Source organism: Pseudomonas sp. S3_E10, assembly GCF_054667615.1.
Genome location: NZ_CP162743.1, coordinates 319,980 through 346,526 on the forward strand (window position 1 = coordinate 319,980; position 26,547 = coordinate 346,526).

General features: G+C 62.4%; 5 protein-coding genes. 3 read left to right on the forward strand and 2 right to left on the reverse strand.

What is annotated here, in order from left to right:
* Positions 1–103: 103 nt before the first annotated feature.
* The 3 genes from AB4N98_RS01335 to AB4N98_RS01345 all read left to right on the forward strand — a co-directional run bounded on the left by AB4N98_RS01335 (position 104) and on the right by AB4N98_RS01345 (position 4,739).
* On the forward strand, positions 104–2,518 hold the full coding sequence (locus AB4N98_RS01335) for a TonB-dependent siderophore receptor (RefSeq protein WP_065878296.1): 2,415 nt from the start codon (positions 104–106) through the stop codon (positions 2,516–2,518).
* Between the two features lie 228 nt (positions 2,519–2,746).
* A complete protein-coding gene (locus AB4N98_RS01340) occupies positions 2,747–4,462 on the forward strand; it encodes an S-type pyocin domain-containing protein (RefSeq protein ID WP_068934733.1) in 1,716 nt (571 codons plus the stop codon).
* A gap of 1 nt (position 4,463) precedes the next feature.
* Positions 4,464–4,739 carry a bacteriocin immunity protein gene (locus tag AB4N98_RS01345; RefSeq protein ID WP_460149178.1) on the forward strand — a complete coding sequence of 92 codons (276 nt, stop codon included), beginning with the start codon at positions 4,464–4,466 and terminating at the stop codon, positions 4,737–4,739.
* A 55-nt stretch (positions 4,740–4,794) separates the two neighbouring features.
* Here the strand turns inward: AB4N98_RS01345 and AB4N98_RS01350 are convergent, their stop codons facing one another.
* A complete protein-coding gene (locus AB4N98_RS01350; RefSeq protein ID WP_460149179.1) occupies positions 4,795–5,754 on the reverse strand; it encodes an alpha/beta hydrolase in 960 nt (319 codons plus the stop codon).
* A gap of 62 nt (positions 5,755–5,816) precedes the next feature.
* Positions 5,817–26,501, reverse strand: a complete 20,685-nt coding sequence (locus AB4N98_RS01355) for a non-ribosomal peptide synthase/polyketide synthase (RefSeq protein ID WP_460149180.1) — start codon at positions 26,499–26,501, stop codon at positions 5,817–5,819.
* Positions 26,502–26,547 lie beyond the last annotated feature (46 nt).

A 26,547-nucleotide genomic window follows, 5' to 3' on the forward strand; every position in this document is an offset into this window, starting at 1 on the left:
GGTTTTTTGGAGCTTTTGATCCGGTTTTGCTTACGCGGCGCGTCTAATAATAATTCTTATTAACTAAAAGTCTGCCAAGACACCACTGGAGCCCTTTCACGCAATGAACACCCCAACTCCAAGCTGCTCTGCGACAACCGCCCTACGACCGATATTCAAGAAAACCCTGTTGGCCAGCGCCATGGTGGGCATGGTGCTGGCCTCCAGTCAGTCCCAGGCCACTCCTGTTGCATTGAATATTCCGGCGCAACCCCTTTCCAGTGCGTTGCAGGCCTTGGGCCATCAAGCCGACCTGCAAATTCTATACGGGGCTGACACGGTAAAGGGGCTGCAGTCGGCACCGGTGAACGGCACGCTTGAGCCCGCACAGGCACTTGATACCCTGCTGGGGAGCAGCGGCATCAACTATCAGCAAACCGGTAACACCATTTCGCTGACACCGCCCGGTACCGGCTCTTCGTTGCAACTGGGTGCCATCAGCATTTCCGGCAAGGCACCCGGCTCAACCACCGAAGGTACTGGCTCCTACACCACGGACTCCTCCAGCAGTTCGACCCGGCTGAATATCCCGCTCAAGGAAACGCCGCAATCGATCACCGTGATCACCCAGCAACGTCTTCAGGACCAGCACCTGACCAACCTGACCGATACCCTGGAAGCCGTTTCCGGCATTACCGTGGTGCGTGAAGGCCTGGGCGCCGATACCGACAGCTACTACTCGCGCGGTTTCGCCATCAACAACTATGAAATCGATGGCGTGCCCACCTCCTCGCGTCTGGACAACTACACCCAGAACACGGCCATGTATGACCGCATCGAAGTGGTCCGTGGCTCAACTGGCCTTATCAGCGGCATGGGCGACCCGTCCGCCACGATCAACATGATCCGTAAGCGCCCCACCGACGTGGCCCAGGTGAGCATTGGCGGTGAAGCCGGCAGTTGGGACCGCTATGGCGCCAGCGTCGACGTGTCCGGCCCGTTGACCGAGACCGGCAATATCCGCGGCCGCCTGGTAGTGGACTACAAGAACCAGGGCGCCTGGATCGACCGCTACAAGCAAGACAACAACCTGGTCTACGGCATCACTGAATTCGACCTGTCGGACACCCTGCTGCTGACCGTCGGTTTCAGCTACCAGACCCAGCACACTAACCAGCCACCGCGCAGCGGCTTCCCGCTCAAATACAGCGATGGCAGCCTTACCGACTTCAAGCGTTCGTTCAACACCAGCGCCGACTGGTCCTACTACGACCACGAGCAAACCACCTTCTTCACCTCCCTTGAAAAGCAGTTCGAGAACGGCTGGAGCGGCAAGGTCGAGTACAGCCGCAACGAAAACAAATACGACTCAGAAATCGTCTACCTGGCGGGAGACATCGACAAGACCACCGGCCTGGGTGCCTACGTCATGCCCAACAAGTTCCAGGGCAACCCGATCCAGAACGCAGTGGATGCCTACCTGACCGGTCCGTTCCAACTGTTTGGTCGTGAGCACGAGTTGATCACCGGCGTGACCTTGTCGCAGATCCGCAACGAAAACGCACCGGACTACGGCGGCTGGGTTCGTCCCGGCGGCAGCTACGACGGCACCATTGGCGCGATCGGCGACTGGAACGGCAATGTCGCCAAGCCGGACTTCGTCAATACCGGCCGCCAGGACTTCGAAGAGAACCAGTACGGCGCCTACCTGACGTCGCGCTTTCACCTCAACGATGACACGACGCTGATCGTCGGTGGCCGCGTAATCGATTGGAAGCAGGACGACGAGACCCGCTACTTCTCGGGCGACGTGACCCAATCCAATCGTAAGGAAACCGGGGTCACCATCCCATACGCCGGCCTGGTCTACGACCTGAGCGAGATCTGGTCCGTGTACGCCAGTTACACCAAGATCTTCAACCCGCAGTCGTTGCAGACCACCAGCGGTTCCTACCTCGACCCACTGGAAGGCACCGGCTACGAAGCCGGCGTGAAAGCGGCATTCAACGAAGGTCGCCTCAACACCAGCCTGGCCCTGTTCAAGGTCGAACAGGACAACCTGGGCATTGCCGATGGCAGCAACCTTACCCCGTCCGGCTGGCAAGCCTACAAAACCAGCAAGGGCACCACCACCCAGGGCGTGGAATGGGAATTCAACGGCGAACTGGCCGAAGGCTGGCAAGCGGCGGGCGGTTACACCTACAGCGTCTCCACCGACCAGGATGACAAGCGCATCGCGACCCAGATTCCGCGCCACAGCTTCAAGACCTTCACCTCGTACCGCCTGACCGGTCCGCTGGATAAGCTGACCGTCGGCGGCGGCATCAACTGGCAGAGCAAAACCGGCTTCGACCTCAAGTACTACGAGCAGAAGAGCTATGCGGTCACCAACCTGATGGCACGTTACGACATCACCAAAAACCTGTCGGCATCGGTCAACCTCAACAACGTGTTCGACAAGGAGTACTACTCCACCACCAGCGCCGGGGTTTACGGCGCGCCACGAAACCTGATGACGTCGTTCAAATACAACTTCTGATCACACATCGGGCTCTGGTAGTTCAGGAGCCCCTCTCAATAAAAAGGCGCATCAGCTTGGCTGATGCGCCTTTTTATTGGTTGCGATATTCAACGTGAGGTTTAACGGGACAACAGACACGCATTAAAAATGCATCACAACCTGACCGAACGGACAGTAGCAATAAACGCCTAAAACCCGGACATTCGATTTCTCACAAGAACTTAAATGCGTACCAAGGAGAGTCCTATGTCAGGATCAGGTGAAGGGCCCATTGAGTTGGGCCTTACTGAAATCAATGCCGTAAATGAATTACCCATTACTATTCCTGGCGGAATCGGCAGCGGGGGTAGTGGGGCCAATGCAACCAAGATCAATAATGAAGTCCGAACTATAAAAGCCATTGACCTTACGGCCAACAAACTTATTGACACATTGGACACTCATTACATAGCCGAGATCGATAAAAACGATAAAAATCTGTTAGTAGCCACTGAGGCTACGCTTACCGAACTTGAAGGGACGGCTGGTACCGGTAGCCAGTTGCCAATGGAGAAAATAAACCTCCGACTGGAAGCCATCAACAAACTGACAGCCTCGAAAAGCACGGAGCTTGAAATTCAAAAGAGTATTGTCAGTGCTTATTTCTATAAAGACCCGTTGACAGATACTCGAAGGAATGTAGTCGGTACATTCGGCACTCAACTTGGCCGTCAAGGAAGAGATAGGAATCACGCCAGCTTCATTCGTTCATATCAAGCGGCTTATGCAGCTAAACTGATCCAAGCACAAATTGACGTGCTCAACACGCAAGCAGCGGCGGCACGACAGGCATTGCTTGAGGCGCGCCAGATTCAAGCGGCCAACCGGTTTTCTGTATCCGGCCCAGCGGCAAAGGCCGGTGCGTTGCTTGTCACCACCGCCGGTACCGTGATTTCGGTGGAGACAACCACACTCTCGCTTCGCGCTGCGGTCAGTGCGGCCATCGCCGCACTCAATGGTTTGGTTGCCAGTGTCGGCGCTGGACTTATCGTGGGTATTTCAGCACTTTTCTACTCGCCAAAACTCGCGAATGGCGAATTGCCCGAACGCTACACGTTCAGTACCCCGCTCTCAGACCTCCTACCCGATACAACGGATGATCTAAGCGCTATTGCGGCGGAAGGTGGCACGATTGACTTGCCTTATCGACTCAGCTCAAAAACCGCCGCCAACGGGCAATCAGAAGTTTTCGTAGTCAAGACCGATGGGGCCATACTGCCTTCGCGCGTGAACGTCTTGGCAGCGACCTATGACGCGCAACAAAATCTGTATAGCGTCACGACGGCAAACACACCGCCCCGTACCCTGACGTGGACGCCTATCGTTGAGCCGGGCAATAACTCGTCCACCACACCCGCCGAACAGAGTGAACCTGCGATCTACCCCGGCGCCACGGTAACGCCCATTGAAGGGCGAACAGATATATTCCCTGGAGTAGTCGAAGCCAGCTTTGATGATTTCATCACAGTGTTCCCTGCAGATTCGGGAATCCCTCCAATCTATGTGATGTTCAAGGATAGACGGGAGGATCCTGGGGTGGTGACAGGAAATGGACAACCTGTAACGGGCAACTGGTTGGATGCTGCATCGCGAGGGGAAGGCGCGGCTATCGCATCGCAACTTGCTGATCAATTGAAGGGGAAAGAGTTTAAAAACTTCAAAAGTTTCCGAAAATTCTTTTGGACTATAGTATCTCTTGACCCCGTGCTATCGGCTCAATTCAAAGGCGCGAACAGGACGCTGATTAAAAATGGAACGTCTCCTTTCACAATTCCCAGCGAACAAGTTGGTGGACGTGGCCAATTTGAAATTCATCATATTATTCCCGTTCACCCCTCCGGGGCTGTATACGACATTGACAACATGCGCATCATGACACCTAGGCTGCACATCCAAACCCACTCAAAAAAAGGGGATCAATAACATGCTATTGAAAGAAAAGTACGAGGACTACACAGAGGCTGAATTCCTCGAACTGCTTGAGGAGTTTTTTACAAACAAACACAACCTTGAGGATGACGCACTTGGAAAACACATCAATACACTCGCAATCCACTTTACGAAAGTCACAGAACACCCAGAAAAAAATGGCCTTATCTTCTATCCGGCAGAAGGCGTAGAGGATAGCCCTGCTGGCATTCTTAACGTCGTCAAAAAATGGCGAGCCGCCAACGGCAAACCCGGCTTCAAACAGCCCTGAACCTACAAGCTCCCTACCGCACGTGACGGCAGGGAGCCGGCTCCTCCTCCAACCGTTACGCGAATACCTCCCGCAACGCCTGAGCGATCTGTTCCTGCGCTTGCTCAGCCTCGTCAATGATCGCCCCCATGCGCAAGAAGTCATGGGTCATGCCCGGGTACACCGTCACCTTTACCAACGCCCCGCCCTCGCGTAGATGCGCAGCGTAGGCCAGGCATTCGTCGTGCAGCGGATCGCATTCGCCCAACACCATCAACGTTGGCGCAAGGCCTGGAGGCACCGCGCCGAGCAGCGGTGAAAAGCGTGGGTCGCGGCGATCGGCGACGTCGCGCTCGTACAGCCCGTAGAACCATTGCAGCGTGTCTTTTTCCAGCAGGTAACCCGAGGCGTAACGCTCCAGTGAGGGTGTGCTGCGGCTGGCGTCAGTCACCGGGTAAATCAGCACTTGCAGGCGTGGCTGGACCGCCGCGCGTTCGGCGGTCAACTGCGTGGCCAACACCGCCACCAGGCTACCGCCAACGCTGTCACCGGCCAGCGCCAGGCGGCGGGTGTCGATGCCCAACTCGGCGCCCTGCTCTACCAGCCACTGCCAGGCGTCTGCGGCATCGTGGGCGGCGGTGGGAAAACGCCATTGCGGTGCCAATCGGTAAGCCACGGACACCACCGCGCAGCCGGCGATTTCAGCCAGGGCGCGACACAGGGCGTCGTGAGAATCAAGGCTGCCGACCACGTAACCACCACCATGAAAGTACAGCACGGCCGCCGAAGGCGTGGCTGGGCTCAGTGGGCGGGCACTGTATAACCGCGCAGCCAACCGCTGACCATCACGGGTCGGGATGCTCACGCTGTCGACCTGCTCGAGGTCGGCGGCACCGGCGTCCATCATCTGCGATGAAAGGTCGAATTGTGCTCGCGCCTCTTCAGGCGACAACTGATGCATCGCCAGGTTTTTTCCCGCCGCGCGACCGCTGTTTACCAACTCAAGAAACGCGGCGATATCAGGATTCAATGACATATAAAAACACTCGCTGAGCCGGGCGGGCGTGGTGCCTCGCCCGGCGTTTATTCCAATAATGTTCAGATGACCGCGGCAGGCTGTGCCAGCGCATTGACCAGCCCCTGCAACACCGACTCGGCGCGCGGCACATCGAAGTGACCACAGCCAAGCACATGCCCGGTGGTGGCCTGCCCCAGTTGCGCGGCCAGGCGCGCGGCCTCGTCGGCACGACCCTCGGTCCACCAGCATTCAGGTTGCACCGGCAGGTGTTCACACGCCGCCAGTTGCAACGAGAGGCGCTTGAGGTGACGTGCCACCATGAACACCTGGGCCAGTTCCTCGGCACCGAAGCCTGGACGGTGTGCATCGCCCCCTTCACAGGTCAAGGCTTCGGTAAACAGCTGGCGCAGGTTGTCGGGCGTTTCCGCGCCGGACGGTTGCAGGTGCGGTGCCAGGCTATGCCGCGTCACGTCGACAAATTCGCGCAGGTCGGCCTGCCAGTCATCCGCCTGGGCTGCCGGTTCACCGGGCACGTAAGTGTCCAGCAAGCCGAGCAGCGCCACCGTCTGCCCCTGGCGTTGCAACTCCGCCACCATCAACGCCGCCAGCGTGCCCCCCAACGACCAACCCACCAAGTGGTAAGGCCCTTGGGGCTGCTGTTGGCGCAAATAGCCGACATAGTCGCGGGCCATGTCCTGCAGCGATTGATCCTTCCACAGCGGGTCGAGCAGCATCCGCGACTGGAGGGCGATCACTTGCCGTTCAGCGCCCAACGCGCGAGCCAGCGGTTCATAGTCGAACACGGTGCCAAAGCCGGCATGCACGCAGAACAGGGGCGCACGCCCCGCCACTGCCGGGCTGAGTGCCAATAACGGGGAACGCTGTTCAGTGGCCGCAGCCTCGGTGGTGAGTTCACCAATCGTCGGTTTTTGCATCAGGTCGCGCAGCTTGAGGCTAAAACCCTGGCCCTTGAGCGTCCGGCAACGTGCGACCAACTGCAGGCTGAGGATCGAATCACCGCCCAGTTCGAAGAAGTTGTCGTCCAACCCAACACGCTCAACCTTTAGCAAGGTCTGCCAGATAGCCGCCAGCGCCTTCTGCACCTCGCTCATCGGTGCCACATAGCCCGCCGTCGCCACACTGGCGGATGGCTCCGGCAGCGCCTTGCGGTCCAGCTTGCCGTTTGGCGTCAATGGCAACTGTTCCAGACGGATCAAATGGGTGGGCACCATGTAATCCGGCAGACTGCCTTGCAGTTGCTCGCGCAGGCGCTGTACCAGACCTTCGTCGGCGCTGCCGTCAGCGGCGATGACATACCCCAGCAGCTGTTTGCCGCTGCCGGTATCGCGGGCGATTACCACGGCGTCACGCACTTGGGCACTGTCTTTGAGGCGCGCCTCGATTTCACCCAGCTCGATCCGGAACCCACGGATTTTCACCTGCTGATCAATTCGCCCCAGGTAGTCAGCGGTGCCGTCCGCACGCAGCCGCACCAGGTCACCCGAGCGGTACATGCGTGCGCCATCACGTCGCGAAGGGTCAGGCACAAACCGTTCGGCGGTCATTGCCGGCCGGTTCAGGTAGCCACGCGCCAGCCCTTCACCCCCCAGGTACAACTCGCCGGCCAAGCCATTGGGCAGCGGGTTGAGGTCCATATCCAATACCTGGGCACTGCGGTTACCGACGCGGCTGCCGATAGGTGCATAGGGCGCACCGCAAACCGCGTCGGGGCCGGCTTTCCAGATCAGCGGCGTCACGACTGTTTCCGTCGGGCCATAGCCGTTGATGATGAACTGCGCACGCAAGGCGCGTTGGGCCAACTCGAAACTGGCCTGCGCCACCGCATCCCCGCCAAAGCAATAGATGCGCACGGGCGGAGGGTTGCCGTCGCGCTCGGCGTGCTCGGCCAACTGTTGCAGGTACACCGGCGGGAACGCCGCCACCGTGACGCCATGGGCGTGCATGGCGGCATAGGTCTGCTCGGGGGTCCACAGGCTGTCATCGCGGATCAACAAGCGGCCACCGTGCGTCAGGGTGGTCAACCAACGCTCGTGGGCGCCGTCAAAGGCGAACGACATGAAGTGCAACTCGCAATCGGCCGGGCTCATCTCATAGCGCTCACCAATGGCCTGGCAATGCATCGCCAGCGGGCCATGACTGACCGCCACGCCTTTGGGCAGCCCGGTGGAACCTGAGGTGTAGATCACATAGGCGAGGTTTTCGGCGTGAATGCTCAGCTTGGGGGCGACGGCCGGGAAGGCGTCAAGCACCAGCTGATCAAGCGCCAGAACATGCACACTGGCCGGTATCGGCAACTGCGCAGCCAGGGCCTGCTCGGTCAACAACAGTGCAATACCGGAGTCCTGCATCATGTAGGCCAGGCGTTCGCTGGGGTAGCTGGCGTCCAGCGGTACATAAGCGCCACCGGCCTTGAGCACCGCCAACAGCGCGATGATCATGCCCTCGCTGCGCGGCAAGGCCACGCCGACCCGTACATCCGGGCCGACACCTTCGACGATCAATGCCTGGGCCAGGCGGTTGGCTCGCTGGTCCAACTCGCTGAAGGACAAGCGCCGCTCGGCAAACAACACTGCGCCGGCATCACCCTGAAGGGTCGCCCACTGAGCGATGCGCTCATGCACCCATTCCGCTGTGCGTGCCGCTGGCGCTACGCCGGCCCCGGACGCAGTGGCCAGCGGCAGACCGATGGCGCCCAGGGCTTGCCCGGCATCCTCGGCCAGACGCAGGAGCAGGCCTTCCATATTGGCGCGAATGCCTTCCACTGCGGCGTCGTTGAAGTGTTCGCGCAAGTACATGTATTCGATCACCAGGCCGTCTTCGAGGGTCACCATCAGGTCCATCGGGAAGTCGGTAAGGCCGGCGCTGGCGGCGTCGCCGAACGCCAGGCTGCCGTCCTGCCATTCGCGCAGGGCCTGGTCGATCGGTTGGTTCTCGAACACGATAATGCTGTCGAACAGCGCCTGTCCGGCCTTGCCTGCCCAGCGCTGGATATCCGCCAGAGGCGTGTATTCGCGCTCGCGCATATCCAGGTTATAGGCCTGCAACTGCCGCAGCCAATCACCCACGGTTTGCTGGGGCGCGATCTCCTGGATCACCGGCAAGGTGTTGATGAACAGGCCCAGGATACGTTCCGAACCCGGCAGGCTTGCCGCACGCCCCGACACGGTGGCGCCAAACGTGACACTGCGCTGACCGCTGTAGCGACTGAGCAGCAGCAACCAGGCGGCTTGCACCAATGTGTTCAGCGTGACCTGCTGGCTTTGGACGAAGCGTTTGAGCGCATCGGTCGCGGCCGCGTCGAAGCGGCTGTACAACGCCTTGTGGCCCTTGCCCTCGGGCATCGCGTTGACGGTATCGGCCAGGTAGGTCGGCTGGTCCAGTACGGCCAGTTGTCGGCGCCAGAACTGTTCGCCGGCCCTGGCATCCTGGCGTTGCAGCCAGCCAATGTAATGCTCGTACGGCAAGGCCGGTGCCAGCGCCTGCCCGGAGTATTGGGCCAAGACCTCGCCGATCAACTGCGAAATGCTCCAGCCGTCGATCAGGATGTGGTGGTAAGTCCACACCAGTTGATGGCTGTTGTCGTCCAGGCGCACCAGGATGATCCGTTGCAGCGGCGGCTGGTCCAGGTCAAACCCCTGCACGCGTTCGCTGTCGGCCAACGCTTGCACGCGCTGCTCAATGTCGGCGCAACCGCGCCAGTCGAGTTCGCGCAGCGGTACTTCCAGATGGTCCATGACAAACTGCAGCGGTTGCTCCAGGTCTTGCCAGACGAAGCCTGTGCGCAGGATCGGATGACGCGCGAACGCCACCGCCCACGCCTGCTTGAACCGTTCCACCTGCAAGCCGGTGACCGGCAGGCACAACTGGTTCACATACAGCTCGGCATCCGGGGCGTTCAGGCCCAGGAACAGCATGCCTTGTTGCATCGGCGATAACGGATAGAGGCTTTGCACCCGGGCGTGCGGGATCGGCAAGTCCTCTAGCTGCTCGGCGCTGAGGCCGTGCAGCACTTGGCCTGGAGTGGCCATGAATTGCGCGTCGCGATCATCCAGAGTGACCACACGCAGTGCCAACGTGCGCACGGTGGGGAACTGGAACAGGTCTTTGGGGCTCAGGCCCAAACCCAACTCGCGGGCGCGGCTCACCACTTGGATCGACACGATGGAGTCACCGCCCAAGGCGAAGAAGTTGTCGGTGACACCCACTTGCTCCAGGCCCAGCACCGCTTGCCAGATACCCACCAGGGCTGTTTCGACCGCTGATTGCGGCGCCACATACGCCTCTTGCACCTGCTCGGGCACCGGCAACGCCTTGCGGTCCAACTTGCCGTTGGCCGACAGCGGCAGTTGCGCCAATGCCATCCATTGCGCGGGCACCATGTAATCCGGCAGGCCGCTGTGCAGGTGAGCGCTCAGCTGCGCCTGCCAATCGGCGTTCGCCGCCGGCTCCAAAACGACGTAACCCACCAGCTGCTTGCCATCGCGAGCCACCACCACCGCTTCACGCACGGCGGCATGCTCCAGCAGGCGGGCCTCGATTTCGCCCAGTTCAATACGCAGGCCGCGAATCTTCACCTGGTGGTCGATACGCCCGGCGTATTCGATCACCCCGTCAGTGCGGTAGCGCGCCAAATCGCCGGTGCGGTACAGCCGCTCACCGGCCACGAACGGGCTGGCGACAAAGCGTTCGGCGGTCAGGCTTGGGCGCTGGTGGTAACCCCGCGCCAGGCCGACGCCCGCCAGGTACAGCTCGCCGGTCACGCCCGCCGGCAGCGGCTCCAGGCTGCTGTCGAGGATATATGTGGCCAGGTTGGCAATCGGCTGGCCGATCGGCACGCTGTCACGGCCTTCGTCCATGCAGGTCCAGTGGGTCACGTCGATGGCCGCTTCGGTCGGGCCGTACAGGTTGTACAGCCCCGCGTTCGGCAACTTGGCGAAGACCTGCTGCTGGATATCCACCGCCAGCGCTTCACCGCTGCACACGATGCGCTTGAGGCCGGTGCAGCTGCTGACGGCGTCGTCCTGCAAAAACGCCTGCAACATCGACGGCACAAAGTGCAAAGTGCTCACCTGTTCGCGGTTGATCAACTCGACCAGCTTGGCCGGGTCACGGTGATCACCCGGCGCCGCCACGACCAGGCGCGCGCCGGTCATCAGCGGCCAGAAGAACTCCCACACCGACACGTCGAAGCTGAACGGGGTTTTCTGCACCACCGTGTCGCTGGCGTCCAGGCCGTAGGCGCCTTGCATCCAGCACAGGCGGTTGGTCAGCGCCACGTGGCGGTTGCCCGCGCCCTTGGGCTTGCCGGTGGAGCCAGAGGTGTAGATCACGTAGGCGAGGTTTTCGCCGGTCAGGGTGATACCTGGGTTGACGGTGCTGTAAGCCGCCAGCCAGTCGCCCGGTTGATCCAACGCCACGCTGCGGATCGACACCGGGATCGGCAGGCGCTGCAACAACGCCTCCTGGGTCAGCAGCAACTGAATGCCGCTGTCTTCGAACATGTAGCTCAGGCGATCCTGCGGATAGTCCGGGTCCAGCGGCACGTAGGCGCCGCCGGCCTTGAGGATGGCCACCAGCGCCACGACCATTTCGATGGAGCGCTCGGCCGCCACGCCCACCAGCACGTCCGGGCCAACGCCTTGCGCGATCAGGTAATGCGCCAGTCGGTTGGCACGCTCGTTGAGCTGGCGATAGCTCAGGCGTTCTTCGCCGAACGCCAGCGCCGGCGCGTCCGGGGTGTGCTGCACCTGGGCTTCGATCAGTTGCTGCACGGTGTGCTGCAATGGGAAGTCGGTGGCGGTGGCGTTCCAGCCGTCGAGCAAGGTGCTGCGTTCGCTGGCCGGCAGCAGGTCGATACCCCCCAGCAGCGTCTCGCCCTCCAGGCAGCCCAACAGGTTCAACAGGCCTTCGGCGATCTGCTCGATAGCGGCCGTGCGGAAACTGCCCAAGTCATAGCTCAAGTGCAATGACAAGGTCTCGCCGAGGTTGACCAGCACCGTCAACGGGTAGTTGGTCTGCTCGTGGTTGGTCACGGTGCCGAAGCCCAGGCCACCGCTTGCGCCTTGCTCCAATGCGGCGGAGACCGGGTAGTTTTCGAACACCAGGATGTTGTCGAACAAGGCTTCACCGCCCTGCCCGGCCCAGCGCTGGATATCGAACAGCGGCGTGTGCTCCTGCTCGCGCAGGGCAACGTTCTGGCCTTGCAATTGCGCCAGCCAATCGGTCAGTCGCTGTTCCGGTTGTGGGCGGGCCACCACCGGCAAGGTGTTGATGAACAGGCCTATCTGCTGTTCAACCCCAACCAGTTCAGCCGGGCGCCCCGACACTGTCGCGCCGAAGGCAACCGTGTCGTGGCCGGTGTAGCGTTGCAACAGCAACAGCCACGCGCTCTGCACCAGGGTGTTGAGGGTGACTTTCTGCTGACGGGCGAACTCGCCCAGGCGCTGGGTAAAACCGCGATCCAACACACGCACATGCTCGGCGTGCCCGCCGGCCAGCGCCTCGCTACCCTGGCTGATGCTATGGGCCAGGCGCGTCGGTTCACTCAACTGGGCCAACTGCTGCTTCCAGAACGCTTCACTGACAGCCCGATCCTGGCGGTGCAGCCAGGCGATGTAGTCGTGATAGCGCCCGGCAAGCGGCGCCACCGGCGCACCGCTGTAGCGTTGCAGCACCTCACCGAACAACTGCGCATTGCTCCAGCCGTCCAGCAGGATGTGGTGATTGGTGTAGATCAGGTGATAACGATCGGTCGCCGTACGTACCACGGTCAGGCGCAACAGTGCGGGCTGTTGCAGATCGAACGGCTGAACGCGCTCTTGCTCGGCGAGGTCATCCAGCGCCGTTGCAAGCGCGCTGTGCTGTTGCCAGTCATGAAGACTCAACGGCACCACCACGTGCTTGTGCACCACTTGCACCGGCCGCTCGAACGCGCCCTGCCAGAGGAAGCCACTGCGCAGGATGTCATGTTCATCAATCGCCGCCTGCCAGGCCGCGCGGAAACGCTCGACCTGCAAACCGTCGACATCGACACGCAACTGGTTGATATACGCGCCGCTTTCCTGCTCGTACAGGCTGTGGAACAACATACCGTGCTGCATCGGCGACAACGGGTAGATATCGGCAACCGCGCGGGCCGCCCATGGCAAGCTGTCCAGTTGTGCCTGGGTGAGGTGCGCCAGCGGGAAATCCGACGGTGTGACCGCGCTGTGGGCGTCATCACAACAATGGGCGACCAGTGCACTCAGTTCGCGCACATAGTCGTCCGCCAGGGCCTGAATGGTCTGCGGTGCAAACATCCTGTGGCTGAAGGTCCAGCTCAGGCTCAACTCGCCGCCATACACCTGGCTGTTGAGCGTCAACCAGTTGGCCAGCTCGGCGTCCAGGCTTTGCTCGGCACCGGCCGACTCGCCCGCCGGCACGAACAAGGCCTGGTCATCGAACTGGTTATCGAACTGCCCCAGGTAATTGAACGTGATGCGCGGCATCGGCAGGCCACGCAGCGCGGCCTGGCTCGCTTCGTCACCGAGGTAGCGCAACGCACCAAAACCGAGGCCTTTGTGCGGGATAGCGCGCAATTGCTCCTTGACCGCCTTGATCGACGCGCCGAGGTCGTCCGCCACCTGCAAGCACACCGGGAACAGGCTGGTGAACCAACCCACGGTGCGGGTCAGGTCCAAGTCGTCGAACACCTCTTCACGGCCATGCCCTTCGAGGGCGATGCCCGTGGCGTGATCACCCGTCCAGCGGGCGATCACGCGTGCCAGGGCCGTCAATAGCAGGTCGTTGACCTGGGTACGGTAAGCGGCCGGCGCCTGTTGCAGTAATTGCCGTGTGGTGGTCACATCCAATTGCGTCTGGATCGTCACCGCATGCCGATTCAAGCGCTCGCCGCCCTGGAAGTCGCACGGCAACTGCGCGGTGCCGTGCAACTGGGCCTGCCAGAACGGCAACTCGGCTTGCACGCCGGTGCTGCGGGCATAGCCCTGCAAACGCGTGGCCCATTGCTGGACCGCACTGGTCTTGGCCGGCAGGCGTATGGCCTGGGCGGACGGAACCTGTGCGTAGGCGCTTTGCAGATCCTCCAGCAATACACGCCAGGACACGCCGTCGACGACCAAGTGATGAATGATCAGCAACAGGCGCTGGCTGCCGTCCGCCAGCGTCGCCAGCAAGGCACGCAGCAATGGCCCGTCTTGCAGGTTCAGGCTGCGTTGGGCTTCAAGGCCTGCTGCGGCAAGGTCTTGCGGCCGGTCAAGGTTGACCTGCGACAGCAGCGAATACTGCGCTTGCACGTCGCTGAAGTGGGCCGTCCAGGCGCCCTCCTGCTCGGTAAACCGCAGGCGCAACGCGTCATGATGGGTGCAGACCGCGTCCAGTGCGCGCGCAAGGCTCGCTGCGTCGAGGGCATGGCGTGGCTTGAGCAATACCGATTGGTTCCAGTGATGACGCTCGGTACTCACTTCTTCAAAAAAGTGCTGCTGCAGGGGCAACAACACTGCCGCGCCCGTCAGCGGGGATTGATCAATTACCAGCGCTTCGGCACCGGTCTTGGCCACCAACGCCAGGCTTTGTACCGTCTGATGCTGGAACAGGTCTTTGGGCGTGAAACGAATACCGGCCTGACGCGCCCGGCTGACCACCTGGATCGACACAATGGAATCGCCGCCCAGGGCGAAGAAGTTGTCGGTGACGCCCACTTGCTCAAGGCCCAGCACCGTTTGCCAGATACCCGCCAGCGTCACCTCGACCGCATTCACCGGTGCCACATACGCCTGTGCCTGGGCCGTTTCGGGGGCCGGCAACAGGTTGCGCGCCAGCTTGCCATTGGGGCTCAACGGCATCTGGGCCAGCAACAGGATCGACGCCGGCACCATGTACTCGGGCAGTGTTCGCAGCAAGTGGGCTTTGAGTTGCACCGCATGATCAACGCCGCCAAAACCGGCCTCGGTGGGCACCACATAACCCACCAGCTGCTTGCCATCGCGAGCCACCACCACCGCTTCACGCACGGCGGCATGCTCCAGCAGGCGGGCCTCGATTTCGCCCAGTTCGATACGCAGGCCGCGGATCTTCACCTGGTGGTCGATACGCCCGGCGTATTCGATCACCCCATCAGCGCGGTAACGCGCCAAATCGCCGGTGCGGTACAGCCGCTCACCGGCCACGAACGGGCTGGCGACAAAGCGTTCGGCGGTCAGGCTTGGGCGCTGGTGGTAACCCCGCGCCAGGCCGACGCCCGCCAGGTACAGCTCGCCGGTCACACCCGCCGGCAGCGGCTCCAGGCTGCTGTCGAGGATATATGTGGCCAGGTTGGCAATCGGCTGGCCGATCGGCACGCTGTCACGGCCTTCGTCCATGCAGGTCCAGTGGGTCACGTCGATGGCCGCTTCGGTCGGGCCGTACAGGTTGTATAGCCCCGCGTTCGGCAACTTGGCGAAGACCTGCTGCTGGATATCCACCGCCAGCGCTTCACCGCTGCACACGATGCGCTTGAGGCCGGTGCAGCTGCTGACGGCGTCGTCCTGCAAAAACGCCTGCAGCATCGACGGCACAAAGTGCAAAGTGCTCACCTGTTCGCGGTTGATCAACTCGACCAGCTTGGCCGGGTCACGGTGATCACCCGGCGCCGCCACGACCAGGCGCGCGCCGGTCATCAGCGGCCAGAAGAACTCCCACACCGACACGTCGAAGCTGAACGGGGTTTTCTGCACCACCGTGTCGCGGGCGTCCAGGCCGTAGGCGCCTTGCATCCAGCACAGGCGGTTGGTCAGCGCCACGTGGCGGTTGCCCGCGCCCTTGGGCTTGCCGGTGGAGCCGGAGGTGTAGATCACGTAGGCAAGGTTTTCGCCGGTCAGGGCCACGCACGGATTGGACGTGTTGTAAGCCGCCAGCCAGTCGCCCGGTTGATCCAACGCCACGCTGCGGATCGACACCGGGATCGGCAGGCGCTGCAACAACGCCTCCTGGGTCAGCAGCAACTGAATGCCGCTGTCTTCGAACATGTAGCTCAGGCGATCCTGCGGGTAGTCCGGGTCCAGCGGCACGTAGGCGCCGCCGGCCTTGAGGATGGCCACCAGCGCCACGACCATTTCAATGGAGCGCTCGGCCGCCACGCCCACCAGCACGTCCGGGCCAACGCCTTGCGCGATCAGGTAATGCGCCAGTCGGTTGGCACGCTCGTTGAGCTGGCGATAGCTCAGGCGCTCTTCACCGAACGCCAGCGCCGGCGCGTCCGGGGTGTGCCGCACCTGGGCTTCGATCAGTTGCTGCACGGTGTGCTGCAATGGGAAGTCGGTGGCGGAGGCGTTCCAGCCGTCGAGCAAGGTGCTGCGTTCGCTGGCAGGCAGCATATCGACCTCACCCAAGGCACGCTCGGCAGACTCGGCAAGCCGGGCCAACAGCGTCTCCAGGCAAGCCGCCAACCCGGCAACGGCGCAAGCATTGAACTTCGATTCCATGTAGCTGAACTGGAATGCCAGTTGCTCGCCCACGTTAACCAGCAACGTCAGCGGGTAGTTGGTGCGTTCATGGCTGTGTACCGCACCAAAGCTCAGCTCGGCAGGCTCGCTGTGCTGCAACGCTTCGGAGACCGGGTAGTTTTCGAACACCAGGATGTTGTCGAACAAGGCTTCACCGCCCTGCCCGGCCCAGCGCTGGATATCAAACAGCGGCGTGTGTTCATGCTCACGCAACGCACTGTTCTGTGCCTGCACCCCTTGCAGCCATTGCGCAACACTTTGCTCAGCGGATGGGCGAGCAATGACCGGCAATGTGTTGATAAACAGGCCGATTTGCTGCTCGACGCCTTTGAGTTGTGCCGGGCGCCCCGACACCGTCGCGCCGAAGGCTACCGACGCCTGGCCACTGTAGCGCTGCAACAGCAGCAGCCACGCCGCTTGCACCAACGTATTGAGCGTGACCTTGCTGGCCCGCGCGAAATCACCGAGGTGCCGGGTTTGCGCGCGATCCAGGGTCAGGAAGTGATCGCCATAACCGCTGGCGGATACACCCGCGTGCGGGTTGTAAGCCAGCGCCTGCGCCAGGCGCGTGGGCTCATCAAGCAAGGCCAGTTGTTCGCGCCAATACCCTTGGCTGACATCAGCGTCCTGGGCTTGCAGCCAGCCGATGTAATCGCGGTAGCGCCCGGGTGCGCCTGCAGGCGCCTGGCCGCTGTAGCGTTGCAACACTTCGCCGAGCAACTGGGAGCTGCTCCAGCCGTCCATCAGCAGGTGATGGCTGGTGAAGATCAAGTGGTGCCGTGCAGTGCCCGTACGTACCAATTGCAGGTTGAGCAACGGCGCCTGCGTGAGTTCAAACCCCTGCTCGCGCTGGCTGGCGGCCAGTTCATCGAGGTCGCTTTGCAGCGTCTGGCGGCCTTGCCAATCGTGCAGTGCGTAAGGCAGATCGACCTGCTTGAACACCACCTGAACCGGCTGCTCCAGCTCGCCCTGCCAGACGAAACCGCTGCGCAGGCTGTCATGCGCATCCAGCGCCGCCTGCCAGGCCTGGCGCAAACGCTGCGGATCAAGGCCGTCGACATCCAGACGCATCTGATTGATGTAGTCCACGCTATCGGGCTCATACAACGTATGGAACAGCATGCCCTGCTGCATCGGCGACAGTGGGTACACGTCCTCGATACGCGCCACCGCGATCGGCAGCGCATCCAACTGAGCCTGGTTCAGGCGTGCCAGCGGGAAGTCCGATGGCGTCACCCCTTGGTGGTGGGCGCAGTGTTCGATCAGGCCAACAAGTTCCTCCTGGAAATCAATGGCCAGGCGTTGAATGCACGCGGGATCAAACATCTGCGAACTGAAGCGCCAGTCCACACTCAGTTCCCCGGCGTACACCTGGCCATTGAGCGTCAGCCAGTTGCCCAGTGGAGCCTCCAGGCTGTGTTCGGCGCCCGCCTGTTCGCCGGATGGCGCAAACAGCGCGCCCTCGGCCTCGTCGAAGCTGCCATCGAACTGGCCCAGGTAGTTGAAGGTGATGCGCGGTGTCGGCAATGCCCGCAAGGCCTGCTGCACCTCTTCGTCGCCCAGGTAACGAAGCGCGCCGAACCCAATCCCTTTTTGGGGAATCGCGCGCAGTTGCTCCTTGATGCCTTTGATCGAATCAGCCAGGGTCGAGGCCGGCGAAAGCTTGACCGGGAACAGGCTGGTGAACCAACCCACGGTACGTGTCAGGTCCAGGTCGTCAAATACCTCTTCACGGCCATGACCCTCCATTTGAACCAGCGTGGAAGCCTGCCCCGTCCAGCGGCAAATCACTCGCGCAAGCGCCGTCAACAGCATGTCGTTGACCTGAGTCCGGTAGGCCGCGGGCGCCACTTGCAACAGCTGTCGCGTCTGCAGGCTGTCCAGGCGACTTTCTACGGTGTGGGCGTAACGGCTTTGCAGGCTGCCATCGGCACGCTGACGCGGTAAATGTGCAGGGGCACCGTCCAGCTGCGCCTGCCAGAACGGCAGCTCGGCCAGCAAGGCAGGGCCACTGGCATGCGCCTGCAAGCGCTCGGCCCAGGTTTTGAACGCGCTGGTCTTGGCTGGCAGTTGCGCCGTGCCGCCGGCGACCAACTGCCGGTAAACGCTCTGCAAGTCTTCAAGCAAAATACGCCAGGAGACACCGTCCACCACCAAGTGGTGGATCACCAGCAACAGTCGCTGGGAGCCGTCGGCAAGCGTCGCCAGCACCGCACGGGCCACGCTCCCACGCGCCAGGTCCAACGAGCGCTGGGCCTGCTCACACAGGTCCAGCAAGGCTTCGGCATCTGCGACCTGGGCTTGCCACAGCAGCGGCGCGGCCTGTAACTGAGTCGGCAGCAGGTACCGGGCAGCCGCTTGCGAGGTGAACGCCATGCGCAATGCGTCGTGCTGCACCACCAACGCCTGCAAGGCCTGCTCCAGGTAAGCCGCGTCCAACGGTGCGTAAGGCTTGAGCAACACTGACTGGTTCCAGTGATCGCGCTCGGGAACAGCCTGGTCGAAAAACACCTGTTGGACCGGCAACAGCGGCGCGTCACCACTGACCGGCGCTTGATCGATCACAACCCGCTTGCCGTCGGTGCGAGCCACCGCCGCAAGGCTTTTCACCGTCTGGTGCTGGAACAGGTCCTTGGGCGTGAAATGAATACCGGCCACGCGGGCGCGGCTGACGACTTGAATAGAGATGATCGAGTCACCGCCCAACTCGAAGAAGTTGTCGTTCAGCCCCACCTGGTCCAAGCGCAGCACTTCCTCCCAGAGGGTGGCAATTCGTTGTTCAAGCTCGCTGCGCGGGGCCTCATAGTCGAGCGCAGACACACCGGCCTGCGGCTTGGGCAATGCCTTGCGATCGAGTTTGCCATTGGGGGTCAAGGGAAAGGCGCTGAGCACGAGCACATGCGCCGGCACCATATAGCCGGGCAGCACCTCCTTGAGCTGCATCTTGATCAAGCCTGGCAGGCGAGCATCCTGCAGTTGCGCCGCATCGGCCGGCACCACGTAGGCAATCAGTTGCTGCCCGCTCAAGCCTGGCTGGGCGACCACCACCGCCTCACGCACGTGAGGCTGCCCCTGCAGGCGTGCTTCGATTTCGCCGAGTTCAACCCTGAAACCACGGATTTTCACTTGGTTGTCAATGCGCCCGATGTAATCGGTGGTGCCGTCTTCCCGCTGGCGCACGAGGTCGCCGGAACGATACAGCCGCGCACCGGGAACACCGAAAGGATCCGGCACAAAGCGTTCGGCGGTCATCGCCGGCCGATTGAGATAGCCGCGCGCCAGGCCCGTGCCGCCCAGGTACAACTCGCCACTGAGCCCTTGGGACAATGGGTTGAGCTGATCGTCCAGCACGTACGTGCTGCGGTCACCTATGCGGCTGCCGATCGGCGCGTACGCCGCGCCACATTCAAGGTCGGGGCCGGCTTTCCAGATCAGCGGCGTGACCACCGTTTCGGTAGGCCCGTAACCATTAATGATGTGTTCGGGACGCAAAGCGCGCCGGGCCAGTTCGAAGCTGGCCTGGGGTACCGCGTCGCCGCCGAAACAGTAGATGCGCACGGGCGGCGGGTTGCCATCGCGTTCGGCGTGCTCGGCCAATTGTTGCAGGTACACCGGTGGGAATGCGGCGACGGTCACCCCGTACTCGTGCATGGCGGCGTAGGTCTGCTCCGGCGTCCACAGGCTGTCGTCACGCATCAGCAGACGACCGCCGTGGGTCAGTGTGGTCAGCCAACGCTCATGCGCGCCGTCGAAGGCAAACGACATGAAGTGCAATTCGCAGTCCGTTGCAGTCATGGCGTACCGTTCGCCGATCGCCTGGCAGTGCATGGACAACGGGCCGTGGGCGACGCTGACCCCCTTGGGCTGCCCCGTGGAGCCCGAGGTGTAGATGACGTAGGCCAGGTTATCCGGGTGCAGGTCGAGCTGCGGCGCGGTTTCGGGCCCGTCGCGCAGGTCCAGGCGATCCAGCTCAAGCGTGTGCAAGCCTGGAATCTTCGGCAATCGCTCAGCCAGGCGCGAGTCCGTCAACAACAAGGCGACACCGGAGTCCTGCATCAAGTAGGCCAAGCGCTCCTGCGGATAGCTCGCATCCAGCGGCACATAGGCGCCGCCCGCCTTGAGCACAGCAAGCAGTGCCACCATCAGTTGCTCGCCACGCGGCATGGCCACGGCGACGCGAACTTCCGGGCCGACCCCTTCGGCAATCAGCGCATGAGCCAGGCGGTTGGCGCGGCGGTCCAATTGCGCGTAGGTGACCGGTTGGCCGTCGACAATCAGCGCAACGCTGCCAGGCGCCTGCATGGCGATGCGCTCATGCACATAAGGCTGCACGGCGTATGGCTGAGGGCTATTGCCGGCACGCAGCTGCGCCCATTCGTCGGCGGTCAGCAGGTCCAGTGCACCGGTCGGCCGCTGAGGCGATTGGCTGAACTGCTCAAGAAGGTGTAGCAACTGCGCATTCAGGCGGGCAATCACCGGTTCACAGAAACTGCGCAAGGCGTAGCCGTAGTGCAGCGACAACGTCTCGCCGAGGTTGATGCCCACTGTCAGCGGGTAACTGGTTTGCTCCAGCGTCGACACTTCACCGAAGCGTGGGCCGCTGCCTTGCCCTTGTTGCAAGGCTTGCGACAAGGGGTAGTTTTCAAACACCAGAATGCTGTCGAACAAGGCTTCACCGCCCTGCCCGGCCCAGCGCTGGATATCAAACAGCGGCGTGTGCTCGTGCTCACGCAGGCTCAGGTTCAGTGCCTGAACCGTTTGCAGCCATTGAGCCACGGTCTGCTGCGCCTGGCTGCCGGCAATCACCGGCAACGTATTGATGAACAAACCGATTTGCTGTTCGATCCCCTGCAAGGCCGACGGTCGGCCCGACACCGTCGCACCGAAGGCGACCGTGGCCTGGCCGGTATAGCGCTGCAGCAGCAGTAGCCAGGCGCTTTGCACCAGCGTGTTCAAGGTGACTTTCTGTTCCCTGGCAAAAGCGTTGAGGCGTTGAGTGGCGGCGCCATCCAGCAGATGTATCAGTTCGCCATGCCCAGTCACGCCGGCCACCCCTCCCGACACGCTGTCGGCCAGCCGGGTCGGCGCGTCCAGTGCGGCCAGTTGCGCCGTCCAGAATTGTTCGCTGGCGGCGTTATCGCGCGCCTGGAGCCAGGCGATGTAGTCACGGTAACGCCCCGCCGACTGAGCCACGGGGAGCCCCGCATAGCGTTGCAACACCTCGCCGAACAGCTGCGCGTTACTCCAGCCGTCGAGCAGGATGTGGTGATTGGTGAAGATCAGATGATGTCGGGCTTGAGCCGTGCGGATCAGACACAGGCGCAGCAATGGCGCACGATCGAGTACAAAACCACTGTTGCGCTGGGCCTCGGCGGCGGCGTCGAGTGCCGTGGCAAGGTCGTCACGGCCCTGCCAGTCGAGCAACTCCAGCGGCACCTGGACCTGACGCGTGATCACCTGCACCGGCTGTTCGAATACGCCTTGCCAGAGGAAGGCACTGCGCAAGCTCTCATGCGCCGCCAGGGTAGCTTGCCACGCGGCCTCGAAACGATCGCTGTCGAGGTCATCCACGTCCACGCGCAGCTGGTTGATGTAGTCCACTCCTTCCTGCTCATACAGGCTGTGGAACAACATGCCCTGCTGCATGGGCGACAACGGGTAGATATCCTCGATCGTGCGCAGCGAGTAAGGCAGCGCATCCAACTGCATCTGGGACAGGCCGGCCAACGGGAAGTCCGAAGGGGTTACTCCGCTGTGTCCAAGGTCGCAGCAATGGCTGACCAGAGCGGCCAGCTCAACGGCATACGCATCGGCCAGCCGTTGCACCGTGGCGTCGTGGAACATCTCGCGGCTGTAGGTCCACTCAAGACTCAGCTCCCCGCCATAGACCTGGCCATTGACGGTCAGCCAGTTGCCCAGCGGTGCATCAGCATGTTGTTCACTGCCCGAGGATTCACTGGCGGGCACGAACATGGCGTCCTGATCAAACTGACCGTCAAATTGCCCAAGATAGTTGAACGTTACGCGCGGCTCCGGCCGCTCAGCCAAGGCAGCCCGTTCAGCCGGCCCGCCGAGGTAGCGCAGCAGGCCATAGCCCAGGCCTTTTTCCGGTACGGCGCGCAATTGCTCCTTGACGGTTTTCAACGATTGCTCAAGGTCGGCGGCGGGTGTCAGGCGCACTGGGTACAGGCTGGTGAACCAACCTACCGTGCGGCTCAGGTCGATCTGTTCAAAGAGGTCTTCGCGGCCGTGGCCCTCCAGCTGGATCACACTGGAGTCGGCACCGGTCCAGCCGCAGAGCGCCCGCGCCAGCGCAGTCAGCAACAGGTCGTTGACCTGTGTGCGATAGGCCGCTGGAGCGTCTTGCAGCAGTCGCCGGGTCAGGTCGGCACCCAAGCGCGTCTGCACGGTAGCGGCGTGACGATTCTGCAGGCCGCCCTGGTGGTTGTCGCAGGGCAGATCGCCCGCGTCATCACCCAGTGTCTGCAACCAATAGTTCAATTGCCCTTGCACGCCCTCACTGATGGCGTGTTGCGTCATCTGCTCGGCCCAGGCTTTGAAGGCACTGGTTTTGGGCGCCAATTTTACCCGGCGCACCGAGGCCAGTTGTGCGTAGGCACTTTGCAGGTCCTCCAGCAAGATTCGCCAGGACACGCCGTCGACGACCAGGTGATGGATCACCAGCAGCAGACGCTGGCTGCCATCGGCCATTTGCACCAGCAGCGCGCGCAACAGCGGGCCGTCTTGCAGGTTCAGCGACTGCTGGGCCTCATTGCAACGGGCCTGCAGTTGCACGTCATCATCTGCCTGGGCTTGCCACAGCAATGCCTGGCCGGGTTCGACGCGAGCATGGCTGGCCTGGCCCTGCGGCGTGAAGGTAAGACGCAGCGCGTCGTGATGCGCCAGCAGCGCCTGCAAGGCCTGCTCCAGGCGCAAGGGGTCGATGGTCTGGGCACACGTGAGCAACAACGATTGGTTCCACTGATGCCGCGCGGGAATATCCGTGGCAAAGAACCACTGCTGGAACGCCAGCAACGGGGTGGCGCCAGTGACCGGTTGCTGATCGATCAGCCGCGCCGTGCCCACCTGGGCGACACGCGCCAGGCTCTGGACGGTCTGATACTGGAAGACATCCTTAGGCGTCAGAATGATGCCGGCCTGACGGGCACGGCTGACCACCTGGATCGACACGATGGAGTCACCGCCCAGGGCAAAGAAATTGTCAGTGACGCCCACCTGCTCACGCTTGAGCACTTCTTGCCAGATCGCCGCGATGCGCTGTTCCAGATCGGTTTCAGGCGCGATGTAGACCGCTTGTTGCAGGCTGGCGTCCGGCACCGGCAACGCCTTGCGGTCCAACTTGCCGTTGGCCGACAGCGGCAGTTGCGCCAATGCCATCCATTGCGCGGGCACCATGTAATCCGGCAAGCCGCTGTGCAGGTGAGCGCTCAGCTGCGCCTGCCAATCAGCGTTCGCCGCCGGCTCCAAAACGAGGTAAGCCACCAGTTGCTTGCCATCGCGAGCCACCACCACCGCTTCACGCACGGCGGCATGCTCCAGCAGGCGGGCCTCGATTTCGCCCAGTTCAATACGCAGGCCGCGGATCTTCACCTGGTGGTCGATACGCCCGGCGTATTCGATCACCCCATCAGCGCGGTAACGCGCCAAATCGCCGGTGCGGTACAGCCGCTCACCGGCCACGAACGGGCTGGCGACAAAGCGTTCGGCGGTCAGGCTTGGGCGCTGGTGGTAACCCCGCGCCAGGCCGACGCCCGCCAGGTACAGCTCGCCGGTCACGCCCGCCGGCAGCGGCTCCAGGCTGCTGTCGAGGATATATGTGGCCAGGTTGGCAATCGGCTGGCCGATCGGCACGCTGTCACGGCCTTCGTCCATGCAGGTCCAGTGGGTCACGTCGATGGCCGCTTCGGTCGGGCCGTACAGGTTGTATAGCCCCGCGTTCGGCAACTTGGCGAAGACCTGCTGCTGGATATCCACCGCCAGCGCTTCACCGCTGCACACGATGCGCTTGAGGCCGGTGCAGCTGCTGACGGCGTCGTCCTGCAAAAACGCCTGCAGCATCGACGGCACAAAGTGCAAAGTGCTGACCTGTTCGCGGTTGATCAACTCGACCAGCTTGGCCGGGTCACGGTGATCACCCGGCGCCGCCACGACCAGGCGCGCGCCGGTCATCAGCGGCCAGAAGAACTCCCACACCGACACGTCGAAGCTGAACGGGGTTTTCTGCACCACCGTGTCGCTGGCGTCCAGGCCGTAGGCGCCTTGCATCCAGCACAGGCGGTTGGTCAGCGCCACGTGGCGGTTGCCCGCGCCCTTGGGCTTGCCGGTGGAGCCGGAGGTGTAGATCACGTAGGCGAGGTTTTCGCCGGTCAGGGCCATGCACGGATTGGACGTGTTGTAAGCCGCCAGCCAGTCGCCCGGTTGATCCAACGCCACGCTGCGGATCGACACCGGGATCGGCAGGCGCTGCAACAACGCCTCCTGGGTCAGCAGCAACTGAATGCCGCTGTCTTCGAACATGTAGCTCAGGCGATCCTGCGGATAGTCCGGGTCCAGCGGCACGTAGGCGCCGCCGGCCTTGAGGATGGCCACCAGCGCCACAACCATTTCGATGGAGCGCTCGGCCGCCACGCCCACCAGCACGTCCGGGCCAACGCCTTGCGCGATCAGGTAATGCGCCAGTCGGTTGGCGCGCTCGTTGAGCTGGCGATAGCTCAGGCGCTCTTCACCGAACGCCAGCGCCGGCGCGTCCGGGGTGTGCCGCACCTGGGCTTCGATCAGTTGCTGCACGGTGTGCTGCAATGGGAAGTCGGTGGCGGTGGCGTTCCAGCCGTCGAGCAAGGTGCTGCGTTCGCTGGCGGCCAGCATCGACAACGTTTCAACCGGCTGTTCTGGCGCGGCCAGCATCGCGTCGAGCAGTGCGAGCCAATGGCCGGCCATGCGCTCGATGGTCGAGGCGTCGAACAGGTCCGAGGCATAGGTAAAGCCTGCCGAAACCCCAGTGCCGTGCTCAACGGTATTGAGCGTCAGGTCAAACTGCGCCGAGTGACTTTCCCACTCCAGCCCCTGCACCTGCAAATCGGGCAGTTGCATGGACGTAGCCTGCCGGTCTTCGGCCTGGTGGTTGAACATGACTTGGAACAGCGGGTTACGGCTCAGGCTACGCTCGGGTTGCAGCACCTCAACCAACTGCTCAAAAGGCAAGTCCTGATGCGCCTGCGCATCCAATGCGGTTTTGCGCACCTGTTGCAGCAGACCGCGAACACTGGTGCGGCTATCCACTTCAGTGCGCAGCACTTGGGTATTGACCAAAAAGCCGATCAGCCGCTCGGTTTCACTGCGACTGCGGTTGGCGATAGGCACACCGACGCGGATATCCGCCTGGCCACTGTAGCGGTGCAGCAGCAGTTGGAACGAGGCAAGCAATACCACGAACGTGGTGACGTTCTCACGCTGGCTCAGACGCTTGAGCGCTTCCAGGCGCTGAGCGCCCAGCTCAACGTTGACCGAGGCGCCGGCAAAGCTCTGCACCGCTGGGCGCGCATGGTCGGTGGGCAGCTCAAGTACCGGCTGCTCGCCGGCCAACTGGGCCTGCCAGTAGCCCAATTGACGCTCGCGCTCCCCCGCCTCCATCCAATGCCGCTGCCACAGTGCATAGTCGGCATATTGTACCGGCAGCGCCGGCAGTTGTGCCGGGTGCCCCTGGCTGAAGGCTGCGTACAGCTGCACCAACTCATTGACCATGACCTGCAAGGAAGCACCGTCACAGATGCTGTGGTGCAAGGTCAGAACCAGCACATGCTGGTCCTCGGCAAGCCGAAGCAGACGAGCCCGAATCAGCGGCCCCGTTGCCAGATCGAACGGCTGGGCGATCTCGGCTTCTACCACGGCCTGCAAGCCGGCCTCACCTTCGGCCGCCCATCGGGCTTCATGGGCCTCGGCCACCAGCGATGCGCCGCCTGTCGCGGCAATGCACTGCAGCACACGGTCTGCGCCCTGGACAAACGTGGTGCGCAGGCTTTCATGGCAAGCCATCAGTCCCGCCAGGCTGTTATTCAAGGCGTCAAGATTCAAGCTACCCGTCAGGCGCAGCGCCTTGGACAGGTTGTAGGCCGCGCTGTCAGGTTCCAGTTGCCACAGGAACCATTGGCGCTGCTGGGCGTATGAAAGCAATAGAGGCTCGTCGGCGTCACGCTTGAAGATAGGCGCAACACCGAACAGGTTAATTCCTTTTTGCTTGAGCAAGACGGCCAGCGCCTTCCTTTCCTTCGCAGAAAGCGCTCCCACCGAC